The sequence below is a fragment of the Corynebacterium sp. sy039 genome (assembly GCF_007904105.1).
In the GTDB taxonomy this organism is placed as follows: Bacteria; Actinomycetota; Actinomycetes; order Mycobacteriales; family Mycobacteriaceae; genus Corynebacterium.
Genome location: NZ_CP042325.1, coordinates 296342 through 318595, shown reverse-complemented (window position 1 = coordinate 318595; position 22254 = coordinate 296342). Strand labels below are relative to the sequence as shown.

Here is a 22254-nt window from a genome sequence, read left to right as displayed (position 1 = left end):
CCATGAGTTCACAACTAAAGAATTAGGAATTTTTCGCTAAATGTCGCTCAACCTGCGCAAATTGCTTCTCAAACATTGTGCGTGGATAGCGCTGTGATTCAATAGCCGCCGCCACTTGCTCAATAGCGGAGTCTAAACCTTGGGTGCTAATCCACAATGCTTGGTTCGCCCCTGCTTGTAGCGCACCAAGAACAGCTTGTTCAATCGGATAATAATTGGTGATCGCTTTCATCCCAGAGAGGTCATCAGTATAGATAATTCCGTCGAACGGCACACCACCTGGATAACGCCCAGAACGCAATAACTCATACACAGCAGCACTCTGCGACGCTGGCGCATTATCACTCAGCTCTGGAACAATCATATGCCCGATCATCACACCGCAATCAGAATCAGCAAGAACTTTGCCATAAGGCAACAGATCCAATTCTTCTAACTGCACCAATGGTGGACTCTGCACTGCACCAGTATGCGTATCCCCGCTTGCCCGACCATGCCCGGGAAAATGCTTAAACACAGGCATAACACCAGCGTCCTTCATGCCCGTGGCAAAGGCAGTAGCGTATTTCACTGCTACTGCTGGATCATCATCGGAAAAGGCGCGGTCACCGATAATGTCTAGTCCGGCACCATCTAAATCAACCACTGGGGCAAAATTGACGGTAATACCATGTGATGCAAGGGATTTTCCCATGTCATAGGCAAGTCCGCGTACTTGCTCAGGCGACATTGTTTCCGCCATTACTTGAGGTGCTTGATAATAACCGAGGATCTGCCCGTGCCGAAGCACTCTGCCTCCCTCAAAATCAATACTCACATCAAATGGGCGGTGTATTTTTTCACGTAGTGCAGCAATATCCCGACCGGGTTGGGTAAGCAAAGTTGGGTCAGTATTCGAGGAGATGAATATGCCACCGACCCCCTGCTCTAGTGCCCACAGTGCGTCGTCGAAACCGCGAACTCCTACCATCATCAATCGAGCGACACGCTGACGCAACTGCGCAGGAGTTTCGTCGACTGGCTTAGCTTCTGAGGGCAAAGAATACGCAGGAGCTACAGAAGAAGTGGAAGTAGAAGTATGCCGAGGCGACTCTGCTGAATCTGAACTACAAGAACTCAACAAGAAAGGTGCACACAATACAACAGTTACACTCAGCAATGTACTGCGTAACGCACTATGTCTACTACCCAATTGTGCTGGTAACACAGTATGAGTCATCCCCTTTTTTGTATTCTTGTATTCTTTTGCTCGTTCTACTATCGCGTTCTCGCCTTACCATTGTGCCATGAATTTTTCAGTATGAAAAAGGACGAGATGAGCTGTCACCATGAATACGTTTGAGCACGTTTTCTGCCGAAATCAAACACAACGGCACCCCTACTCCAGGCACCGTCGACGCCCCCGCATAGTACAGCCCGTCCACTTTTGCAGACACATTCTTCCCTCTTAAAAATGCCGACTGCCTTGGAGTATGCGCCCGCCCAATCGCGCCAGCCGACCAAGAATGATAGCGCTGAGCATAATCAGCTGGACCAATAGTTTTTTGCACCACAATGCGCTGGGCAAGATCTGGGATATTCGCCCAATGCGCCAAACGCGCAATAGTGTTACGCACAACATGAGATACCCACTCAGATTCTTGCCCACCAAAAGCACTGCCGTGTCCATAACATTCCTCGGCTGGTGCAGGCACGAGGATGAAGAGATTTTCATGTCCTGCTGGCGCTACCGTTGGATCAGTGTGGGAAGGTTTACACACATACAATGATTCTGAGATGCGATCTGGACGCTCAGGATGTGCCCCAGTGTAAATTGCGTGGAAATCAGGTTCCCAATCAGGGGAAAATAATAAATTATGGTGCACAAGTTGGGGTAACTCACCACGCACCCCAAGCATAATGATCACCGCAGAAACCCCAGGGTGTGCGCGTTGCCAATAGCGTTCCGGATAGCTGCGCTGCTCAGGTTGCAACAGTTCTAGTTCGCAGTGCCGAATATCACCGGCGTGTACCACTAGATCGGCGTCGAAAAGCTCACCACGAATGCTACGAACACCACGCACCTGTTTGTGCACGGTTTCGATGGCAGTAACCTCGGTATTAAAAGAAAACTCCACGCCGTTTTCTTGGGCAATCCGCCACAGTGCCGCACTAATAGCAGCGAATCCGCCTTGAGGATAGCGAGGTCCTTCCACCAGATCGGTATGGCTCATCAAAGCATATAGTGCAGGTGTCTGGGCTGGCTGCGAGGAAAGAAATACTGCTGGATATTGCAGGATTTGCCGAAGCAGCGGGTGGGCGACAATGCGGTTTGTTTTGTGCTCGATACTGCGACTGATCCCCGCTACCAACCAATGCACCCTGCTAAGGATTTTGAGACGCAATAGTGGCGCTATGCTGCTGAAAGTGGTGTAGAGGAAAGTCTCGAGCGCAAGCTGATATACCTGAGTTGCCTGAGCCAAATAAGCGCGTATTTTTGCCCCAGCACCAGGTTCTATATTCTCGAAAAGCTCGGCAACATTATCCACCCCAGCATGGACATCACAGCTGCGCTCAGTCCCGGAAAACACTCGATACGCTGGGGATAATTCCACAAGCTCACATTCGTTGGCAATATCAGTGCCGCACAGTCGGAAAAAATGCTCATAGGCCTCGGGCATGAGATACCACGATGGCCCGGTATCCCACCGAAACCCTTGCTCACTGATACTTTCTGCTCGCCCACCAGGCTGCGCCAGCTTCTCGACGACCCGCACCGCATAACCATCTTGTGCCAGCAAAATAGCACTAGCAAGCCCTGCGTATCCTGCACCAATGACGACTGCCCTTGCCTGATGTTTCTGATGCTCCTGACGTGCCTTCGTCATGCCTGCCTGCTTCCCCGACGCATTGCTGTACCCACCACCGACCGAGCAATGATGAGCACTTTACGCACTGAACCTAGCCGCACGCGTGTTGTGCGCAACTGCGCCACAGTAGTATCCGCGAGCAATTGCGCAAGCTCGCTAAAAAGATCCGCACTGGCTTGTACCCCGAAGCGGGAGGAATAAGGCAGAAGAGCAATCATAGGCTGTGCAGCTGCTAAATCAGCCTGAATCTCTGCAATAATTTTCGCCTTCGACGCCTCGCTGAGCATACTCCCACCTTGGGTGGTATTAGTATCAGGGAAATAATGGCGACCACGCTCATAAATATCTTCGCGGATATCGCGGAGAAAATTGATTTTCTGAAAAGCTGCGCCGAGGCGTCGAGCGCCTGCTTCAAGTTCAGTACGGTGTGGGTGTTCCCCTGGCTGCTCGGCAAGGAAAATGCGCAAGCATAATAATCCGATTACCTCAGCGGAACCATAAATATAGTGCTCATATTCTTGCTGAGTGTAACTCGTGTGCGTGAGGTCGCTACGCATAGAAGTAAAAAAGGCACGGAGATATTCCGCAGGAAACTGGCACCTACGCGCAGTATCCGCATAAGCGTGAATGATTGGATCGGGATGAAAAGGCTGCTGAGGTGCATGAAGAATACTGTGCTCATAAGCAGATAATTGCTGTTCGATATTGCCCTCGGCAGCACCGTCGACGATCTCATCTGCAATACGCACCACAGCATAAAGGTGCGTGATATCACTGCGAACCCGTGGGCTAAAGAGCATACTTGCCAAAGAAAAGCTGGTGGAATATGCCCGCATCACTTTTTTACTCAGCGCATGGGCAATGGCAGTGTAATGCGCATTATGCTCATTATTGCACTGTGCCGTGTGCGCAGTTGCGTGCACAACCCTGTGCTCATTGTCCACAGTATTCGCGTGATTCGTATTATTGGTGCTGTTCGTGCTGTTCACGAGCGTGTGCCTACCTCACTTTCTCGCTTTTATCTTAGCGGCGAAGATAGCATTTGTCTGATACTTAACTGATACCTGCCTGTTACTTGTCCAATGCGCAGCGGTTGATGGATAACAATGGTGCATAGCGGTGGTGTATAGCGGTATAACGCAAAAAGGGGTGAGCAGATCTTGGTATTGCGATATACGCTTGTACTCTAATGACACAAGGAGGTGACAGGTGCCCACACCCATTGAACTGATGCCAGAGAGAATCAAGAGGGTATTATCCACTGCCACTTTTCTTGGGAGTCTGGGAGGAAGCCTCATGCCGTTTCTTTTCAGCTTCTCCTTGATTACAGAGCGGAATTTCTCGCTCAATGCGGTGTCCATTATTTTGTTAGCAGGACCATTGGGACTACTAACAGGCAACAGAGTGCTTGTCCCGAGAACAGCTCGCTTTAGCTCCAAAGCCCTCATGCTCATTGCCCACACAGGTTTTACCGTATCTCTAAGCCCAATCATTGTTTTTCCAGGCAATTGTGCAGCAATTAGCCTTTGCTTATTTCTTTCCTCTTCAATTCGCTCTATCTGCCTGCACGTTCAGAATATATTTTCTTCTTGGGAGAAAAAGAAACTCAGGGTGAGGTCGCTAAGTACAGAGGTACCCTAAGATTGTTGTCCTATGCTGCGACTGGGGCAGCTTCAATTCTTGCGGTACTGATTATTTCTTTCTGTGCTGGTTACGTCCAACTATGGGCACTATGTTCAGCGATAGCAGCCAGACTCATCTGCGCCGCACTAATCGCCAGGCTCCCTGCTATTGACAGCAGAGGTATTAGTCCTCAAGGTATGAGCGCCCGAGCCCCCGTCGGCAAAGATGGCTCTGCAATTGATAATCCAAAGAGCTTGACAGAAACAAGAAATAAGGTATCAACTGGCTATATTTTCATCACAATCTGTTTATTCCTCATATCGTCACTGTGCGGCAGTTTCACTTTTCTGTTGCCACTGATCGCTGCAAAGTTCTCAATCACAGGTGACAAGCTCTACCCCATACTTTTGGGCACAATGACCATATTCGCGGGGATTCTACATCGCAATAAAACAGTGCGGAATCTCGCGCTGCATAAAGGAAGAAAAGCAGTCACGTATTGCCTCTTGGGTGCAGGAATAGCCTTCGGCGCACTCTATTACTCATTGCGTACCGACACAGCAATCTCTCTCTTGTTATCTGCAAGTGCAATCATAGCTCTCACCTTTTGCAATGTGGTGGTCATGAGCGTGCAATGGGAATACAGCTACAGAATACGACACCAAGAAACAACGAGAATGTATGAAGCCACAGACAGTTTGCTCCAAACCAGCATTGGGCTGTGCTTACCGAGCAGTTTGTCTTTTTTATTGGGGATATTTTCGCTAAACATCTTTTTGGGCATTGGATTAGTGCTTATCGGTAGTGCACTTGTTCAGCTTTTCGACGTTGTGGCTAAGAAATTATAAATGGCATTGAATATGAAAAGTGGGGTGGTGCTTTGTTACACCACCCCACTTCTGCACTCTGGGCTAAGCAGCAAGAACAGCTACTCTAAGTAATCCCTTGTAGCACTCCTGCTTCTAGCAGCCACAGTCACACACATAGTCTCGTATCCAACTACGTATGTGACTCGGACTATCTAAGCAGCACGCAAATGACCACCCGTCGTCACTCGCACACCAGACTTCTTGACAGTCGTGCTTGCAGCTTTCTTATCCACAAAACCACCATGCTGAACAACCTGCTGAACAATCACACTAGCCCCATGCTCTTGTGACCCCTCCGGTTCAGACGACACACCACCATCATGCTGCACAGACTCATCCACCTCAGGCTCATCTACATCCACTAACTCCTCAGACCGCGACTCCGACTCACTAGGAACTACCTTCGCGTGCGCCACATCACAATCCCGCACAAGAGCATCCGAACCAAACTCACCATCCGCATACACAGGGATTGCCTCCACAGTAGCGATATTGACATGACCACCAGACTCCGGAGCTACCAACGAAGCCCTACACACAAAATGCTCACCAGGAGCAAGAATCTCTGGCTTATCCGCACACACAATATCCTCAGAAGCAATCACATCATCACCAAGCTCAATACCAGTCAACGCAACATCACCAGTATTAGCAACATCAAACACAAACTCCATCCCAGAACCAGAAGCAACCATCACACCAGGAGCAACATCAGCATCCTCGCCATTGACCAACTTCGTCACAGAAATACCAGGAGTCTTCACCACACCCTCAGAATCATCATGAACCTCAGGCGGAGTATGCGCTTTAGCAACATCCTTAGCCATCACCTCACCAGACTCAAGCTCATGACCATCCTCATCAACAGGAACACCAGTCACCGTCACAGTGTTAATATGCTTACCACCAGCCTCAGGAGCAGGATACGATGCAGAACACGTCATAACCTCACCAGCAGCCAACACACGATCAGCATCATCACACACAATTGCATCACTGTCAGTAATCACATCATCCCCAACAACCACATCCTTAAGCGTAGTGTTACCGGTATTTGTCACCTCAAAGGTAATAGCCATATCCGTACCCGCCTGGGTCTCCACACCTTCACCCTCACGAGCAATGCGACCATTAATCTTCTTCACCACCGCAATACCAGGCTCAAGACGCTGTGGACGCTGTGGCTCCACAGACTCCTCAGGAACATCAGGAACCACCGGGGTGGGCTCCACAGGTGTTGATTCCTCAGGCTTGTCAGCAGTAGTAGATTCCACAGGCGTAGACAATGTCGACGACGGCTCAGACTCCACAGGCTTCTCAGAAGTCGTGGTTTCCTCCGGTGTTGTTGAGTCAACAGGCGTGGTTGATGATGGATTCTCTGCAGAGTTTGTCGGAGAAGGTGCCGCAGAAGAAGTCACAGGAGCAGGTACCACCGATGTGCTAGGTTCCCGCGATGTTGTTGACACAACAGCAGACGTTGTTGTCTTGGCCGAGGTCGTCGATGAGGGTTCTATTGAAGTTGTACTCGGAGCAGACTTCGACGTAGAAGACGAGGTAGTCGATGGCACAGAAGAACTAGACGACGAGGTTGGTGCCGCAGACGATGATGTTGGTGTGGTATCAGGCTTTGATGGCAACGGATCACCAGCAGCGATACCCTCCTGCGCAGCAAACGATGCAACATCTGCTTCGCCACAGGAACCATAATGCGCACTATTTTCGATATGTCCTTGACCAGACTTATAGCTTTCAGGATCAGTGGAATACGTCAGAATAGTGTTGTAGTTGGCAGCACCAGAATACGGTGCAAACACATCAAAGCCCAAGGTTCGGATCCGATATAAAGCACTTTTACTCAGCATTTTCCCTACAGAAGTAGAATCTGCATTACCATCTTCATCAAAGTCAACCCTGCCATTGGTTCGCAATGATGCAACAGGCTCTCCCCAGGCGTTTTTCATGATTACAGGTTTATACAACCCAGGGATCTTATAATCCACGTACACAGTGCCATTAGCAGGATCAGTGTTGGATCCAATTACCTCAGGCTTATGGGACTCCTCCCACGCCTTATAGACTTCCGCAAATAATTTTCCTAAAACAATAGCGTCTTTTTGGGTGATTGCTTTGCTGTTCCAATCAAAGGACTCGCTTAGTCCGTTGGTTCCTGGTTGTGCTTTCGCTTTCACACCCTCGATATCAAAATCAGGTGGATACACATAGGCTTGTGGAGGAACAGGAGTACCCTTAGGGTACTTCGTGTCTAGGTCACCAGGCTCCCAACCACCATTCTTATTAGCGAAACCCTGAATCTGCTCATACTCCAGCCGAGGATCACCATTTAGTTTAGCTTCTAGAAGCTGGGAGAGTTCTGTCATTTTCATGGGTGTTTGTGCATCATCCACACGCACACGCACATAAATGTCTTGGAAGGTTTCGTTCGCAGCACCAGCATCACCAATCGGCGGAGTCACATACACACGACCCTCCGCCAAACCATACACACCCGCACCCTGGGTAGCTTTCTCATTGGCAACAGAAAAATACTCCAGTCCCATACCATACCTTCCACATTCCATCATTGGAATAGGCATAGCCGCGATCGTACCCGTGCCACGAGGCTCAGGATTCGTATTCGTTTTACATCTCTCAGTCGTAGTATACAAATCCCACACATGCTCATTACCCTGCGAATCAATTGTTGTTGCAGTGTATTTCAATGACGCCGGGTCACGATCGCACTTGACTGTGGGAATTATCTCTGTGCGTGTGAACTGTGCCGTACGGTTGACCAACCCCTCAGCCTCTGGCTGCAACGTCACACGATAACCAGAACTTGTAGAACTTACAACAGCTATGGTCTTCCCTATCTTACGATCCTTCAGCAGCACATCACCATCAAATATAAGAAAAGCAGACTGAGTTTTACTACCTTTCGTTTCCACTATGACATCAACATAGTCCCCTGGTTTTGCGTCATCAGGGAACGCGAAGTCAACATTCAACACGACTTTATCTTTGTTATCAGGATCAGCTGTCACTGTCAGGCTTTTAATAGCTGAACCAGGCTCACCAGGTTTACCAGGCAACTGCTTCGGTCTAGCAGTATCCGCCGCTGGTGCTGTTGTCTCTTCTTGAGCCCACACCACAGGCGCACTCAAGCCAGAGCCAGCACCTCCCCAGATACCACTGGATAGTAATCCAGTAGTCATCATCACTGCACCTACCCGGCGCAGCAACCAGTGTTTCTTCCCCATGAACACTCCTTAGAAAACCTTAAGAAAACATAAAACACCTAAAGAGTAGCCCCCCCCCCCATAAAAATGTCCAGCCGAAAAACATACCAAAAACACACGACTACCCCCGGAAATGTGCCTCACGTTTCTAACGCAAAACCCCCAAACCACAAATATGGCTTGGGGGTTTAGAACCGAACAGTTATGCCGAATTACTCCACTACTTCTTTCGCAGTGATGACAAGATTTTCATTGCGGTGTGGCACGCAGGTGATAAAGTGCATAACACCTGGCTCTTCTGCCCACACGAGGTCAGAGTTAGGGATTTCATCTTTTAAGATGGATCGCTGGTCGGTAATCTCGTAGGTTTTTGAGCCCACCACGATACGGTCACCGATATTGGCTAGTGACGCACCGGTGTTAGGGTCAACCACGTAGTTTCCTGGTGCTTTGCCTGCGCCGTCGAGGGCGTGAGCTACAACGATCACAGAACCGTCTTCGCTATTGCGGTAGCCTGGTGAGTAGTCTGCAACCACGAATGCGCTGGTGTAATTCACTGGCTCGATCACACCATTGTATGAGGTCAGGGTGCCTAGTGGTACGTTTAGCCCTACGGAGTCGATGATGAAGGATTCACCAGCGTCAGAGATTTGGTTCATGTCTTCTGGGCTCACATTTGCGTTGGCTGCGTCGCTGCGGTCTACTTCTTGACCGTTCATGTCACGCACAAGGCTCTTGTCGTCGGCGGAATCGTATTTTACGGTTGTGGTTTCCTGCGCTTTGGTGTCACCGTCGTTGTCGTTAGAGCAGGCACCTAGCATTAATGCGCTTGTGCACAGCAGTGCCGCAAGAGTGGCACGAGTTTTCTTCATCATCTTTAACCTACTTCTAAGAATTGCTCATACTTTTACCAAAACCACAGCGTAGCACATGGGCTTTTTATAATACAGCTTGAGCACAAGCCACAGCGCTACGAGCAGCCTTATCAGTTTCCTGCAATAACAATGGATCTGTGCCAGGCATAGGCGAGATTGTCGTGTCCGGATATTGCGCATAGGTGGGAATACCAATCAAGTGCACGCGCGGATCACGCTCGCCTGATTCTCCAATGAGCAACCGTGTTTGTTCGTCTACCTCAGGCGAACCAGTGGCAATGGTGTGCCCCTCATTCTTCTCCTGCCAGGGTCGCACCCGCTGCCCTAGGGATAGCATCATTGGCTCTGCTTGTCGACGCACATCTGGACTATGCATCCATGCATCGACCAAAACTGCTGCTCGCACTGGGGTGTGCGTGCTAGGGCTTGTCATCTCAAAGCCGTCTGCTACCACGCTTACCTGTGGTTTTTCGCCAAGGAAAGTGACCAGACCTGCGTCGATAAGCGCTAGGAGTTGCTGGGAGCGAAATAGTGGCGGTCCGGAACCGAGCATTTGCCCGAGTGCCATGAATGACCGATATGCTCCGCTACGCGACGCCCAGGTATAGCGTCCTTGGGCGCCGAGAATGGAGGCAGGTTTGCGTGAGGCACTTATAGACCACAACCCAGCTTTAAGGGCACTTGCTGCTCCAAGTTGGGCGTGGGCGATGTCATTGGTCATGGCGTGGGCGATATGCTCAGTGAGTTCTTGAGGGGATTGCACTGGGATCTGTGCCAAGGGGTGATGCCATCGGTCGAGGTCGAAGCGATGAGCCGGGTTGGGAATAAGTCCATGTAATGCGGTGTCATCCTCTGCGTCAATAGCTTCTATTACTTGCGCTAAGGTTCCGGAGAAAGCCGCGGGGTTTTCCTTGGCGAGCACTTGGTAATAAGCCTCATGAGCGTCAGCAATAATTTCTGGTAGCACTTCATGCTCAAAATCAATCTGCCTGGTGGTGTCTTTATGGCGAGCAATCACTGCTTTCAATCTGGTTAGCGCTGCTTTAGGTGGTAGTCCACCATAATCGCTTTTAGGCAGGTAGGGGTAGCCGCGACCGGAAGCTACTACTAATTGTGGTTCTCGCCCGGAGGCTTGATAGCGCAATCCACTGCGCGCATTATCATCAGGTATAAAGCGTCCACCACGACCAATGCTCAACAATGCCATGAGGTCAAAAAATCCCATGCCTAATCCGCGCACCAATACGTGTGCGTTATCTGGAATACGCTCAATGTGCTGTTCGATTGGGCTACCGGGCGCGATCCATAACCCAGCTGACTGCGCTAGCTGTTGTTCCGTTTCGTTGAGAGCCGGGGTATGCCAACCGGGGGCAAGCACAGTAGAATGCGCGTGAATACGCGTGCCATCTGCGAGAGTTAGTTCATCATATCCTTGCCCGGCGCCTTGCCCAGCACTAATTTTTATACAGCGGGAGTGGTGTTCGCTGACACTGATATGCTCTGGCAACCAGGCGCATACCACCTGATATACCCAACGCAAATAGTGCCCATAGAGTGCTCGTGAGGGATTGGATTCCGGACGGGTATGGGCAATCTCATGTTCATAGGCACTGATGTCCCAGGTGATGGGATGTTGGGCAATAAGGCGGGCTTTGTGCTCATCAGGATCTACCTCAGGGGTCAAGGTTTCTCCGCGCAGCACTTGGAGCCACTCATACATGGTGGGGCCGACTCGCACTGGTGCTTGGACACTAGCGCCGGGTTCAGTAAAGAGGGTCACTGCCGCGGCCAGGGTGTTCATGCACAGAATGGAGCTTTGGTCGGTGTCCCATATTCTGCCGCCGTGACCGGGTGGGGAGTCGTCGATAAGCGCGAGGTGAAGTGGTGTGGTGGTGTGTTGGGCGCCAATTCTTTCTATGACGGAAATTCCTCGAGGTCCCAGTCCAACAATGGCTATTGTTGCGCTCATTTCACTCCTAAACTTCATGGTCTATTTATAGAATACAGGTCTGTCTATTTTTGTGGTAAATTCACACACCATGAACAGACTAACAACCCTTAGCAAACTCATCGGCATCATCGGTGCCACCATCATCAGCATGAGCACCCTCAGCGCCTGCACCCAAAGTGCGAACCTGAGCCAAGCACACAATAATATCCTGACCTACTTAGAACCCAATACCTTCAAGACGCTCTACCCACCTTCAGCTGGTTACTACCCCAACGGCGGAATCATCAATCAGATCACCGACCGACTGCTCTATCAAGACCCAGACACCCTGGAACTATCACCCTGGATTGCCACAGAACTCCCCGAAGTCAATGCCGACGCCACACAGTACACTTTCCACATCCGCACAGACGTCACCTATTCCGACGGCACAAAACTCACCCCAGAAAATGTGGTGAAAAACTTCGACCTCTACGCGCGTGGCGACAAAGCCAGAAAACTCACCGCCTCAGAACAAATCAATAACTACGAACGCGGTGAAGTCATCGACGACCACACAGTACGCTTTCATTTCAGCGCACCCGCACCTGGTTTCGCCCAAGCCACCAGCTCCTTTAATGCCGGTTTGCTCTCCGACGCCACTCTCGACAAAACCACCGAAGGATTTGCCCCAGGACAAGCCACCAGCATCATCGGCTCAGGACCATTTAGCATTACCGAAGAAAAACTAGACACCTCACTCATGCTGAGCACCCGCAAAGACTACAACTGGGCACCACCTGTACTAAAACACCAAGGCAGAGCGCAAATCGACGGCATTCGCTATGTGCTAGCAGCAGAAGACTCAGTACGCATAGGCGGGCTCCTTGCCGGACAAGCAGATATCGCTAGACAAATTGAAGCCCCCGTCGAAAAGCACCTCACCCAAGCAGGACTAACCGTGCAGGCTCACTCCACAGGTGGCATGAGCAACCAACTAGCACTACGGTTTAGGCACCCATTCCTGCAAGATATTCGCGTACGTCAAGCAATTTTTGCCGGCATTGACCGCAAAGAAATTCTGCGCACACTCTTTTCCCCACGATACGCACTAGCCACCAGCGCAATGGACTCACACGGACTGGGATATGCACGCCAAGCAGACTACATCTACGACCCTAACAAAGCACGCTCCTTACTCGACGAAGCTGGCTGGGTACCAGGACCAGATGGAATCAGAGTAAAAGACGGACAACGCCTATCTTTCACCGTCAACGAAGCCCTCCCCCAACCACGATCCAGGGAAGTAATCACCAAAGTGCAAGAACAACTGGCCAAAATTGGCATTGAGATTCACCTACTCCCCGGCGATATTGCCGTCCAAGATGCAGACTCTAAAGACATCACCAAAGTGCAAATCAGACACACAATGGTCGGTCGGGCAGATTACGACGTCATCAAATCACAGTATTACTCCACCAACCGCAATCAATTACTCAACTACGACGAAAAAACAGATAGCCTTGGCGACCCTGAACTCGAAGAATTACTCAACCAAGTCGCCTCTAGCCCCAAAGAACAAGACCGTGCCGCGGCATCAGCCAAAGTCCAACAACTGCTCTACGACAAAGCCTATGTGCTCCCTCTCTTTGAGGAACCACAAGTATATGGACTGCACAACTATGTTAAAGGTTTTCATCAAGATGCCATTGGGCGCCCCGTTTTCTATGAAACATGGATCGACCACAAGGAGCTAGCACAATGATTGGAATAACTGGCAAGAAAATTCTGGCACGCATAGCCCAAGCTATCGTCGTGTTGCTCATCACCTATACTGTGGCTTTTGTCCTCCTCCAAGCACTGCCTTCCGACGCCATTCTGGCGCGCTACGCCAGCCCAGACTTAGGACTAAGCGAAAAAGAAATAGCAGAAATCAGAAGCGAATATGGCGCAGATAAGCCCCTCATTCAGCAATATATCCTGGCACTGGGTGGTTATCTCACCGGCAACTTCGGCTATTCAATCCAAACGGGAACCTCCGTCTCAAGTTTGCTAGCAACCGCATTACCCTCTACCCTTGCCCTCGCGGTCTGCGCTTTCCTGCTCGCTCTTATCCTTGCCCTCGGCATTGCGACCCTAGCAAACATTTCCAGCACCCTGCGTGGATTTTTCCGCGGCTTGCCACCACTGATGATTTCCGTCCCCAGCTTCTGGATCGGCATCATTTTGATTCAGCTGCTTTCTTTCCGACTCGCCCTTATCCCAGTAATCAACGCTAACCCCATTCAGGCATTGATTTTTCCGGTCATCACCCTCTCAATCCCCATTGCAGCACCACTGGCACAAGTGCTCATTCGCACCATCGACGACATTAACGAACAACCTTTTATCACAGTGTCCAAAGCACGAGGAGCAAGTACCACATGGATCTTCTTCCGCGACGTACTGCGTAATGCTCTACTGCCAGTATCCACTATGGCAGGCGTACTATTTGGGGAACTCGTCGGCGGCGCAGTCGTTACCGAAGCTGTCTTTGGCAGAACTGGTATCGGGCAGCTTACTCTTTCTGCAGTTTCCCACCGCGATATGCCCGTACTACTAGCAATTGTGCTCATCAGCGCCAGCACCTATATCCTCATCAACCTCATTGTTGATCTGAGCTATCCACTCATTGATCCACGTTTGCGTAGAAAGGCTCGCCCATGAAAAAGCTCACACACCCCTGGGCATTAGTGAGTCAAATTATCGTACTCATTGCGATTATCGCAGCTCTATTTCCTGGGATATTCGCCCACGGCAATCCCTTATCTGGAGAGTTTGAGCCACTGCTTTCCCCCAGCCTAGAACATTGGTTTGGCACCGACTCCATTGGACGCGACCTCTACACCCGCGTTGTATATGGCACTCGACAATCTCTACTAGGTGGTCTTATCGCTGTATTAGTAGGCGCAACTTTTGGTACTTTTATCGGTCTGATTGCCGGTGTTGGCGGAAAGTTCGTCGACACGCTACTCATGCGAGCAATCGATGTGTTGCTCGCCATTCCATCACTGCTGTTATCACTATCAATTATTGTGTTGTTGGGTTATGGCACTATCAATGCCGCTATTGCAGTGGGATTGACCAGCGTTGCCGCCTTTGCTCGTCTAGCACGTTCTCAGGTGCTCAGCGTAGCGCAGCGGGAGTTCGTCGAGGCTGCTTATGGTTCAGGCGCAACCAAAGCACAGGTGATTATCCGCCATATTCTGCCTAATTCACTTTCCCCAGTCCTCGCCCTAGCTGCTGTGCAATTTGGCTCAGCTATCCTACAGCTTTCAGTGCTGGGATTCCTCGGCTATGGCGCACCACCACCAACACCAGAATGGGGATTGATTATCTCCGACGCGCGAGATTATCTCGCAACCTCATGGTGGCTTACCGTACTACCTGGTGTGGTCATTATTTCTGTTGTGGTAGCAGCTAACTACCTCAGTAATTTAGTTGCAAAGGAGCGTAACTAATGAGCACGACACATACAGCACTAGAAGTCAAAGACCTCGCAGTCACCTACACCACCAAAAATGGTGTTATCCAGGCAGTACAAGACGTTTCCTTTACAGTGCTCCCCGGAAGAATCACAGCCATTGTGGGTGAATCCGGCTCTGGAAAATCCACAACCGCCAACGCCATCATGGGCTTACTCGCCGATAATGCCGATATCACCTCCGGCAGCATCCGCCTAGGCGATACCGAACTGAGCACCTTGAGCGAAAAACAATGGCGCAGTATTCGTGGCAAACGCATTGCTCTTGTCCCACAAGACCCACATAACTCGCTTAATCCACTCAAAAAAATTGGCGACAGCGTGGCAGAAGGATTACGTATTCATCACTCCTACTCCACGACGCAGCGCAAAAACATTGTGCTTGAGCTATTAGCAAAAGTCGGCATTGATGATCCCCAACGCCGCTATCACCAATACCCCCATGAACTATCAGGCGGCATGAAACAACGCTGCTTGATCGCCACTGCCCTGGCCTTAGAACCAGAGTTCATTATCGCCGACGAGCCCACCTCAGCACTTGATGTCACAGTGCAAAAAGTCATTTTGGATCTGATCGACTCCATGCGCACCGAACTTGGACTGGGTGTACTACTGATTACCCACGATCTTGCAGTTGCAGGCGATCGCGCTGATGATCTGGTCGTCATGCACCACGGTTTAGTAAAAGAAGCAGGTCACTCAGCACAGATTCTGTCCTCACCCACAGACCACTACACCAAACAATTGCTTGCCGACGCCCCCTCCCTCAACATCGACACCGCCTACCACAAGCAGTTCTCGCTAGAAAAAGCAGCGCAAGAAACGCCTGTGGTGCGCGTCGAAAAGCTCAGCCGTAAATTTTCAGGACACCATGCAGTTTCCGAGGTGAGCTTTCCAGTTTATGCCGGCACCACTCATGCCATCGTGGGCGAATCCGGCTCAGGAAAAACCACCACGGGTAGAATCATCGCCGCTCTCGACGCACCTAGCTCCGGGCGTGTTCTCCTAGGCGACACCGAAATCACTAAGCGAGCTCGGTCGATACACAAACGCATTCAGTTGGTGTATCAAAATCCTTATTCCTCGCTCGATCCCCGCTTGAGCATTGGTGCGACACTACGCCAACCACTGCGCAATTTTAGACTTGACAATACCATCACCGACAAGTCAGGAACCACGGTAGATAAGGTCAAAAAATATCTTGAATTAGTTTCCCTCGACCCAGCCCTTGCTACCCGACGACCAGCAGAACTATCCGGTGGACAACGCCAACGCGTGGCAATTGCCAGGGCACTCATTGCCGAACCAGAAGTGATCGTCTTTGATGAAGCAGTATCTGCATTGGATGTAAGTGTTCAGGCACAAATTTTGCAATTGCTGAGCAGGCTGCAAAAAGAATTGCAACTGACCTATATTTTCATTTCGCATGATTTATCCGTCGTCCAGCAAATTTCCGATACAGTGTCCGTAATGAGCCACGGCAAACAAGTAGAATATGGCAGCACCTACGAGGTATTCCACAATCCCCAGCATGAACTAACGCATAAGCTCATTCATGCTATTCCTGGCGCGAAACTCCGCGAAGGTTTCTACAATTTAGGACTCTAACCACACCGCAGAAAGAACACACCATGACCGATAATCAACCAGATATTATTGATCTGCTCGCCCAAAGTTCAGCCGAACTAGCAGCAATCAGGCGGCAACGCCCTGATGCTGTGCACAATACCCAGCTCAGTTTTCACGCCCTCCTAGAAACTGAGTCCTCCTTCACTCTGGCTGAGCGCTACCACATAGCAGCCTATGTGGCTCAGCTTAATCCAGTGGCAACTGCTCGTGAGTTCTATGCCGACCTCAGTGCCGAAGAAGAACCCAGCCCCCGCATTGCCCATGCCCGCAATTTTGCCCAGCAGCTCATCACTGCCCCGGCATTGGCTACGCAGCAACAGTTACAAGAATTAGAGCAGCACTTTAGCAAAGATGAACTTGTCAGCTTAGCGCAGCTCATTGCCTTCCTTGCCTATCAACTACGGCTCATTCATGGGCTACGCATACTCGGCGGGCATGAGAACAATAAAAAATTTGCACCACTAGAACCCGAATTACCCAGCGTAGCTGCAACCTTTGTTCGGCATACTCTGGGTTGGAAACCGTGGATCACCCCACTTGCCGCCCACGAGATGACTAACGAGCAACGGGAAAGTTTGATTAAGCCAGAGCGTATCCATCAACCTTATTTCCGACTTCTTGCCAGAGATCCCGCTGCCCTCCAGGCACGTACTCTGACCGATTTAGATATTTTCTACAACGTCGACGGCGGGCTTACTCGCGCCGAACGAGAATTAGCAGCAACAGTGACCTCAAGACTCAATGGGTGCGTCTACTGCACTTCTGTTCATGCTGCGCGCACTCTCGACGAAGCACCTGAGCATACCGCTCGAATCGATGCACTCCTGGCTGATGCTCATGCTGATCTTAGCGATCCACGATGGAATGCTTTATCTGAGGCAGCTCGCGCAATAACTGTGCTGAACTTTGATGATTCTCATGTAGAGCTCTTGCGCACTGTTGGGTGTGATACCGCTGCAATAGTGGATCTTATCAACTCAGCTGCTTTCTTTAACTGGGCTAATAGGCTTATGTTGAGTTTGGGTGAAGAACAGGTACCGCAAAAATTGCGCTAGTATCTTGTAGAGCTTGAATTATTGGTTCGTTAGGTTACTGGTTACTACAGGGTTGCTACCGCAGCAGGAAGGGCTTTACTATGGGTGCCTCGCGTCGTAGCTTGGCTTGGCATATTCCTCGACTCGCACTGGGGTTATCAGCTATTCTTTTTCTTCTTGCTGCTGTAGTACCGCAATTAATCATTAGCAAGTCTAGGCTCATTCCCCTCGATACTCGTTTTACTGTCAGCACTACTCCTGCTTATACGCAGGTGTATGACCCCAAGGCGCCTTGTGCTCAGGCTGCACAACGCGATTGTTATGTCATCGAAACGCAGTCGCAGCTCACGCGTGTCCTGGAGACACATAAAACTGACGACAAAAAAGAAACCGCAGTATCTGTGCAAGAAAAACTCACTCGGACAGATAACCGGCATACCATCTTCACTCTCGACGATTCCCTCCGCCTTACTCGGCGCTCTACTTACCCCGTCGCAGATAAAGTTTCGCAGCTGCAATTAACTGCCCCTGATTTTAATATCCACATTGATACCGATACTTTTGCCAGAGATGGTGTGCAATACTTCTATCCCTTTGAGCCAGAGCGCCGCTCCTATGACTTTTTCGATATCTTTGCCCAGGATACAATCCCACTCGACTACGTCGACAGTAGCGATGGGCTTTACGTGTTTACGCAAAAAATACCCGCTACTAACATTCGACAATCCTTAGCGCGGTCTATGCGCCAACCAGAAGATATTTCCGACGACCGTCCAGATAATGCCGCCCACACAGATCTCAATAAAGAAGAACTCGCTGATATTTACCAATCACAGGTAAGCGCGGACGCTTCTTTCTTCTATCCCAACTCTGATGAGGCTGCACCAACTGGCGCTGTGGTACTCGACCCCTTCTACAGTGCCACCAGAACCCTCTGGGTAGAACCACAAAGCGGCACCATTGTCGATCAAAAAGAAGATATTTTTCTCTTCCTTGCCCGCAATCAAGAAGAAGCCAACATGACAGCCCATGTCGGACATGATAATTACCGTACTTTGCTGCGTACGACGTTATCCTGGGATCAACAAACCAAAGATCGTGCATGGCAACAAGCTAACCCCACACTCCATAAGCTAGAAGTGCTCAAAGTATTAACATTTAGCGCACGTATTCTTGGCTTTATCCTCTTGGGCTATGGACTATGGCGGTTATACAGAAAGAGTTAAGCGCAACACTCACTGAATAATTACGTAGTAATTATTCAGTGAGTGTTGCGTAATTATTCAGTGCTTATATGAGAATGAGAGTGGACTATGCCTGAGCGATACGCTCTTTGAGCGCAGCAAACTCTGCATGAATCTCCTGCGGTACCTTTGGACCAAGGAACTCGAGATATTTTTCATTATCTTCTAGCTCTTGTTCCCATGCTGATACCGGAGCACTAAGCGCTTCTTCGACATCTGCGAGTGGGGTGTCTAAACCTTCTAGGTCTAGATCTTCTACCCGAGCAGTGTATCCAGCAATAGTCTCTTGTGCTGCCACTCGCCCTTCAAGGCGATCGACGATCCACTTCAAGACACGAGAGTTCTCCCCAAACCCTGGCCAGAGGAAACGTTTATCATCTCCACGACGGAACCAATTTACGAGGAAAATCGCAGGCATTTTCGCTCCGCCTTTTTCTCCCATAGTGACCCAATGTTGGAGGTAGTCACCAGCGTTATAGCCAATAAAAGGCAACATCGCCATTGGGTCGTGACGCAAAGCGCCCACTTTGCCCTCTGCAGCTGCAGTTTGCCCGGAAGAAAGCAATGCGCCCACCAGTGTTCCATGATTCCAGCTAAAGGTTTGAGTCACCAACGGCACAGTGTCTGGGCGACGCCCGCCAAAGAGAATAGCATCGAGTTTTACACCCTGCGGATCGTTAAACTCTGGGGCGGTAATAGGGCATTGCTCAATAGGTACTGCATAACGTGAGTTAGGGTGTGCAGCTGGACGACCTGAATCTGGAGTCCAATCATTGCCCTGCCAGTCGATAAGGTGCTGCGGATCTCCCTCAAGGTCTTCCCACCACACGTCGCCGTCGTCGGTAAGCGCGACGTTAGTGAACAAGGTATTACCTGGTTCCATTGACTGCATAGCCATAGGGTTAGACTTGTAGTTTGTTCCAGGAGCCACACCGAAGAAACCATTTTCTGGGTTAAATGCGTAGAGGTGTCCATCTTTACCAAAGCGGATCCAAGAAATATCATCACCAATTACTTCAGCCTTCCAACCAGGAATTGTTGGCTGAATCATAGCGAGATTTGTTTTACCACAAGCAGAAGGGAATGCTGCAGCAATGTGGTACACCTTGTTTTCTGGTGAGGTGAGCTTCAAGATGAGCATATGCTCTGCCATCCAGCCCTCTTCTTTAGCCATCACCGATGCAATGCGCAAGGCAAAACACTTCTTTGCCAAAATGGCATTACCGCCATAACCAGAACCAAAAGACCAGATTTCTTTGGTATCAGGAAAATGGGTGATGTATTTGGTGTCATTACATGGCCACGCGACATCCTGTTCCCCTGGAGCCAGTGGCGCGCCTACTGAATGAAGACAACGGACAAAATCACCATTACCTAGGCGATCAAGGGCTTTTTGTCCCATGCGAGTCATAATGCGCATAGAAAGCACAACATACGCAGAATCAGTTAATTGCACACCGATTTTGGGATCCTCAGCATCCAATGGTCCCATACAAAATGGCACCACATACATGGTACGACCACGCATAGCACCGCGATAATGCTCAGTCATTTCTTGCTTCATAGCCTCTGGATGCACCCAGTTATTAGTAGGACCTGCATCTTCTTCAGACTCGGAGCAAATGAAAGTGCGTGATTCGACGCGAGCAACATCATGTGGCTCAGAACGCGCCAAAAAACTATTGGGGCGTTTTTGCTCATTGAGGCGAATTAAAGTTCCAGCCTCAACTAATTCAGTGGTTAGTTGATCCCACTCTTGCTGTGTTCCGTCGGCAAAAACAACTTTTTCTGGTTGGAAAAGTTCAACATTTTCCGCAATCCAGCGCAAAAGCGCTTCATTTTCAGTGGGGGGGTGCCCTTCTAACCCTTTAATGGCTACAGATGACATCAATTCTCCTGACATTGTTATCTGTATCTAAATATAAGCAGTTCGTAACTTCCACACTAGCGCTTTATCGCACTGAAAATAGAAATGCGACACAGCAGGCACGATGAATCACGATAAATAAAGTGTTTACCTGCAGTTCACCCCCGCTCAATACAGATCCAATCACTAAAATGTCCTTTATTTCCTTTCCCAAAATCACTACTTTTGGGGGTAACTTCCGTTAAAGAGTCCCCCTGATGATAGAGATGTCCGGGTGACACATAAACTTCATAGTTGCCTGTATATTCCATTGCCGTCATCCGATCAGCAACACCATCCAAATCATCATCATGCAAAATGACCATCCCCGTCTCACCGGGATATGTTCCAGGTAATAACTCATCAAACAACATACCGCTCCCCTATTTTCTCTACAACAGAACGCATCCATGTTTTCTTTGCTAACCGCCAAGCCCCATAAACACGCATACTCGTAACCACCACACAACACACCCCACTGATATGCCACGGCAGTCCCAACCTCGCCAAACCACAACACATCATAATGCTCAGCAATACAATCTCACACCAAGCAAAAATTTCAATACGCGCAAGCGCCAAACCATGCTGACGAGCACGGGCTTTTAGCTGCTTATAATCCAGCTCTCTTAAGTGCCGCCTTATTTTATTTATCCGTTTTTGTTGCACCAGATGCGCTCCAGAACCACGTTCCCACTGATGATTCGCTAAGAAGATTTCATGCGCCAACTGCTTATGAATAAGTTGATCCCACTGGTACATATCACATTGGGACACAATCACTGCCGGAATATGACAGCCATAAGGAAGAGGAGCAGTGCTTATTAGCCTGCCGGTGCGTCGAAAAGCATGATCCAGTAATGAAACGTGATCCGGTAGCCACCCACCCTGCGGCGCGACGACAATGGCAAGATCTGCGCCACGGGCGATATTCACCAGCGTCCATTGGTGGCCAAGCTGATCGGCAACACTCCGGCTTTGGCGCTCATCTGGACCTAATACCGCCACGCGTGCAGCAGGCATCGCCAAAGATTCCGCCGACAACTCAGATAACACTGCCGATAAGGCAACTGGAAAACGATCGGGATATTTCCGCGCCAATGCAGCTAACTCACCATGCAGCATTCTACGACGCACCCGCGTGATCTCTTCCTGCGGTATCTGAGCCGCAATATGTGCCAACTCCTCGTGCTCAAACTCCTGCCGAGACACCACATGAAAATAACTAGGACCAGCGCGCATCCGTGCCCGATGCTGCGCATAAATAATGTGTTCCTCATCATAAATAGCAATGACTATTTCTACGCGCTGTGACAACACCGGCCAAGCACTACGCACATAACAATAACCGGTAGCTTCTGCATCACGAGAGCCAACACATAAAGAATCAGCACCCACAAAACACACTGTAAAACGGATTTTTCCAGTGAGCTCTTCGATAATACGCCCCAACTCCCCAGCCAGCGGACAACCAATAGGCTGCTCATCTAACCAGCGCAAAACTTGCCTAAAAACATCAGCCATATACCCCGCCCC

General features: G+C 49.9%; 16 protein-coding genes. 7 read left to right on the top strand and 9 right to left on the bottom strand.

The window, feature by feature from the left end:
* Window positions 1–22 precede the first annotated feature (22 nt).
* From FQV43_RS01355 to FQV43_RS01345, 3 genes are all read right to left on the bottom strand, one after another.
* A complete protein-coding gene (locus FQV43_RS01355) occupies window positions 23–1219 on the bottom strand; it encodes a glycoside hydrolase family 3 N-terminal domain-containing protein (RefSeq protein WP_146338324.1) in 1197 nt (398 codons plus the stop codon).
* A gap of 76 nt (window positions 1220–1295) precedes the next feature.
* Window positions 1296–2867, bottom strand: coding sequence for a phytoene desaturase family protein (gene crtI, locus FQV43_RS01350; RefSeq protein WP_146338322.1), 1572 nt, complete (start codon window positions 2865–2867; stop codon window positions 1296–1298).
* Window positions 2864–3685: a phytoene/squalene synthase family protein gene (locus FQV43_RS01345; protein WP_146340331.1), complete on the bottom strand. Its 822-nt coding sequence runs from the start codon at window positions 3683–3685 to the stop codon at window positions 2864–2866. Before FQV43_RS01345 ends, crtI begins: the two co-directional genes overlap by 4 nt.
* Window positions 3686–4375: 690 nt before the next feature.
* Here FQV43_RS01345 and FQV43_RS01340 point away from each other — a divergent pair.
* Window positions 4376–5320 (top strand): hypothetical protein, encoded by a 945-nt coding sequence (locus tag FQV43_RS01340; RefSeq protein ID WP_146338320.1) that lies wholly within the window; start codon window positions 4376–4378, stop codon window positions 5318–5320.
* A gap of 173 nt (window positions 5321–5493) precedes the next feature.
* On the opposite strand, the gene FQV43_RS01335 is transcribed toward FQV43_RS01340, so the two are convergent.
* From FQV43_RS01335 to FQV43_RS01325, 3 genes are all read right to left on the bottom strand, one after another.
* Window positions 5494–8598: a hypothetical protein gene (locus FQV43_RS01335; RefSeq protein ID WP_146338318.1), complete on the bottom strand. Its 3105-nt coding sequence runs from the start codon at window positions 8596–8598 to the stop codon at window positions 5494–5496.
* A gap of 191 nt (window positions 8599–8789) precedes the next feature.
* The gene (locus FQV43_RS01330) at window positions 8790–9452 is read right to left on the bottom strand and encodes a hypothetical protein (RefSeq protein ID WP_146338316.1); all 663 of its coding nucleotides are present in this window, start codon (window positions 9450–9452) and stop codon (window positions 8790–8792) included.
* 64 nt (window positions 9453–9516) lie between these two features.
* The gene (locus FQV43_RS01325; protein ID WP_146338314.1) at window positions 9517–11421 is read right to left on the bottom strand and encodes an FAD/NAD(P)-binding domain-containing protein; all 1905 of its coding nucleotides are present in this window, start codon (window positions 11419–11421) and stop codon (window positions 9517–9519) included.
* A 70-nt stretch (window positions 11422–11491) separates the two neighbouring features.
* On the opposite strand from FQV43_RS01325, the gene FQV43_RS01320 reads away from it, so the two are divergent.
* The 6 genes from FQV43_RS01320 (at window position 11492) to FQV43_RS01295 (ending at window position 18794) form a co-directional block, all read left to right on the top strand.
* Entirely contained in the window at window positions 11492–13147 is a 1656-nt protein-coding gene (locus FQV43_RS01320; RefSeq protein ID WP_146338312.1) for a TIGR04028 family ABC transporter substrate-binding protein, read from the top strand.
* Between the two features lie 5 nt (window positions 13148–13152).
* The gene (locus tag FQV43_RS01315; RefSeq protein ID WP_146340329.1) at window positions 13153–14088 is read left to right on the top strand and encodes an ABC transporter permease; all 936 of its coding nucleotides are present in this window, start codon (window positions 13153–13155) and stop codon (window positions 14086–14088) included.
* Window positions 14085–14882 (top strand): ABC transporter permease, encoded by a 798-nt coding sequence (locus FQV43_RS01310; RefSeq protein WP_144273792.1) that lies wholly within the window; start codon window positions 14085–14087, stop codon window positions 14880–14882. Before FQV43_RS01315 ends, FQV43_RS01310 begins: the two co-directional genes overlap by 4 nt.
* On the top strand, window positions 14882–16513 hold the full coding sequence (locus FQV43_RS01305; protein ID WP_146338310.1) for an ABC transporter ATP-binding protein: 1632 nt from the start codon (window positions 14882–14884) through the stop codon (window positions 16511–16513). Before FQV43_RS01310 ends, FQV43_RS01305 begins: the two co-directional genes overlap by 1 nt.
* Before the next feature lie 23 nt (window positions 16514–16536).
* Window positions 16537–17589 carry an alkylhydroperoxidase domain protein gene (locus tag FQV43_RS01300; RefSeq protein ID WP_146338308.1) on the top strand — a complete coding sequence of 351 codons (1053 nt, stop codon included), beginning with the start codon at window positions 16537–16539 and terminating at the stop codon, window positions 17587–17589.
* 80 nt (window positions 17590–17669) lie between these two features.
* Window positions 17670–18794: a DUF3068 domain-containing protein gene (locus tag FQV43_RS01295; RefSeq protein ID WP_146338306.1), complete on the top strand. Its 1125-nt coding sequence runs from the start codon at window positions 17670–17672 to the stop codon at window positions 18792–18794.
* Between the two features lie 85 nt (window positions 18795–18879).
* Here the strand turns inward: FQV43_RS01295 and FQV43_RS01290 are convergent, their stop codons facing one another.
* From FQV43_RS01290 to FQV43_RS01280, 3 genes are all read right to left on the bottom strand, one after another.
* Window positions 18880–20700: a phosphoenolpyruvate carboxykinase (GTP) gene (locus FQV43_RS01290; RefSeq protein WP_144273788.1), complete on the bottom strand. Its 1821-nt coding sequence runs from the start codon at window positions 20698–20700 to the stop codon at window positions 18880–18882.
* Window positions 20701–20837: 137 nt separating this feature from the next.
* Window positions 20838–21092, bottom strand: coding sequence for a hypothetical protein (locus FQV43_RS01285; protein ID WP_144273787.1), 255 nt, complete (start codon window positions 21090–21092; stop codon window positions 20838–20840).
* On the bottom strand, window positions 21082–22242 hold the full coding sequence (locus tag FQV43_RS01280) for a hypothetical protein (RefSeq protein WP_146338304.1): 1161 nt from the start codon (window positions 22240–22242) through the stop codon (window positions 21082–21084). Before FQV43_RS01280 ends, FQV43_RS01285 begins: the two co-directional genes overlap by 11 nt.
* Between the last annotated feature and the right edge of the window lie 12 nt (window positions 22243–22254).

Coding starts and splice junctions, on each gene's coding strand:
- FQV43_RS01355 (WP_146338324.1), bottom strand. CDS start 1,219: ATGACTCATACTGTGTTACCAGCACAATTGGGTAGTAGACATAGTGCG.
- crtI (WP_146338322.1), bottom strand. CDS start 2,867: ATGACGAAGGCACGTCAGGAGCATCAGAAACATCAGGCAAGGGCAGTC.
- FQV43_RS01345 (WP_146340331.1), bottom strand. CDS start 3,685: ATGCGGGCATATTCCACCAGCTTTTCTTTGGCAAGTATGCTCTTTAGC.
- FQV43_RS01335 (WP_146338318.1), bottom strand. CDS start 8,598: ATGGGGAAGAAACACTGGTTGCTGCGCCGGGTAGGTGCAGTGATGATG.
- FQV43_RS01330 (WP_146338316.1), bottom strand. CDS start 9,452: ATGATGAAGAAAACTCGTGCCACTCTTGCGGCACTGCTGTGCACAAGC.
- FQV43_RS01325 (WP_146338314.1), bottom strand. CDS start 11,421: ATGAGCGCAACAATAGCCATTGTTGGACTGGGACCTCGAGGAATTTCC.
- FQV43_RS01320 (WP_146338312.1), top strand. CDS start 11,492: ATGAACAGACTAACAACCCTTAGCAAACTCATCGGCATCATCGGTGCC.
- FQV43_RS01310 (WP_144273792.1), top strand. CDS start 14,085: ATGAAAAAGCTCACACACCCCTGGGCATTAGTGAGTCAAATTATCGTA.
- FQV43_RS01305 (WP_146338310.1), top strand. CDS start 14,882: ATGAGCACGACACATACAGCACTAGAAGTCAAAGACCTCGCAGTCACC.
- FQV43_RS01300 (WP_146338308.1), top strand. CDS start 16,537: ATGACCGATAATCAACCAGATATTATTGATCTGCTCGCCCAAAGTTCA.
- FQV43_RS01295 (WP_146338306.1), top strand. CDS start 17,670: ATGGGTGCCTCGCGTCGTAGCTTGGCTTGGCATATTCCTCGACTCGCA.
- FQV43_RS01290 (WP_144273788.1), bottom strand. CDS start 20,700: ATGTCATCTGTAGCCATTAAAGGGTTAGAAGGGCACCCCCCCACTGAA.
- FQV43_RS01285 (WP_144273787.1), bottom strand. CDS start 21,092: ATGTTGTTTGATGAGTTATTACCTGGAACATATCCCGGTGAGACGGGG.
- FQV43_RS01280 (WP_146338304.1), bottom strand. CDS start 22,242: ATGGCTGATGTTTTTAGGCAAGTTTTGCGCTGGTTAGATGAGCAGCCT.